Origin of the sequence: Dietzia sp., assembly GCF_036741115.1 — a bacterium.
Lineage (GTDB): Bacteria > Actinomycetota > Actinomycetes > Mycobacteriales > Mycobacteriaceae > Dietzia.
The window spans coordinates 7,776-8,508 of the sequence record NZ_DAINST010000095.1 but is presented as its reverse complement, the minus strand read 5'-3'; the positions used below and the strand labels follow the sequence as shown (position 1 = coordinate 8,508).

Annotated in this window: 1 protein-coding gene; it reads right to left on the bottom strand. The window is 71.9% G+C overall.

Going from position 1 to position 733, the window contains the following annotated elements; genetic code table 11:
- Positions 1 to 733, bottom strand: a 733-nt coding sequence (locus tag V7E05_RS12495) for a phytoene desaturase family protein (RefSeq protein ID WP_442891679.1), incomplete at both ends; no start/stop codon positions are given.

The following is a 733-nucleotide window of genomic DNA, read 5'->3' as shown; positions in this document are numbered from 1 at the left end:
CGCGCGAGGTCGGGGTGCGGGCGGAAGGGGAGCATCTGGTCGAGCGACATCTCGACGTGCATGACGTTTCCGCCCCACATTCCGAGCTCGCGCTCGAGGTCGAGCGGCGATTGGACGTGGCGGTGCACCACGGAGGAGGAGAAGCCCGGCGCGAAGCGATCGACTTGGGCGAGGATCCTGTCCGCTTCGACCTCCTTGACCTCGTCCCAGCTCGAGCCGTCGGCGAGGTGCCGGGGATGCCACTGCGCCCAGAGGGTCAGCTCGTGCCTCCCGGCAGGGGCGAGTGACGGATCGAGCGCGGAAAAACTCATGGCGAGCACGGCAGGATCGGCGTCGAGCCCGCCGGCTGCCGCGATGCCGTAGCGGCGGTCGAGCGCGCGCCGGTCGGTGACCAAGAGCTGCAGCCCGTGCGCGCTCTCGGACTCGTCGGCCCCGGCGTATCGCGGCAGGGCGGTGGTGCCGACGCGGACCGGCATGCCGACGCCGAAGCCGGTGCGGATCCCGCGCCGCCACGTATTCCATCGCGCATCCCCGATCATCGGCCGGAGGAGTTCGAGGGTCGTGAAGATGTGCGCGGCCGCCACTACGGTCCTCGCGCGGAAACCGGTGTCCCCCGCGGTGATCCGCCACAGTCCGTCGTCATCCCGGGAAAGGGCCGTGACGGGGTGGTCCGCCAGCACACGGGCGCCGCGGGAGCGGAGGAGGGCGACCAGCGCATCGGCGAGGGCGCCCG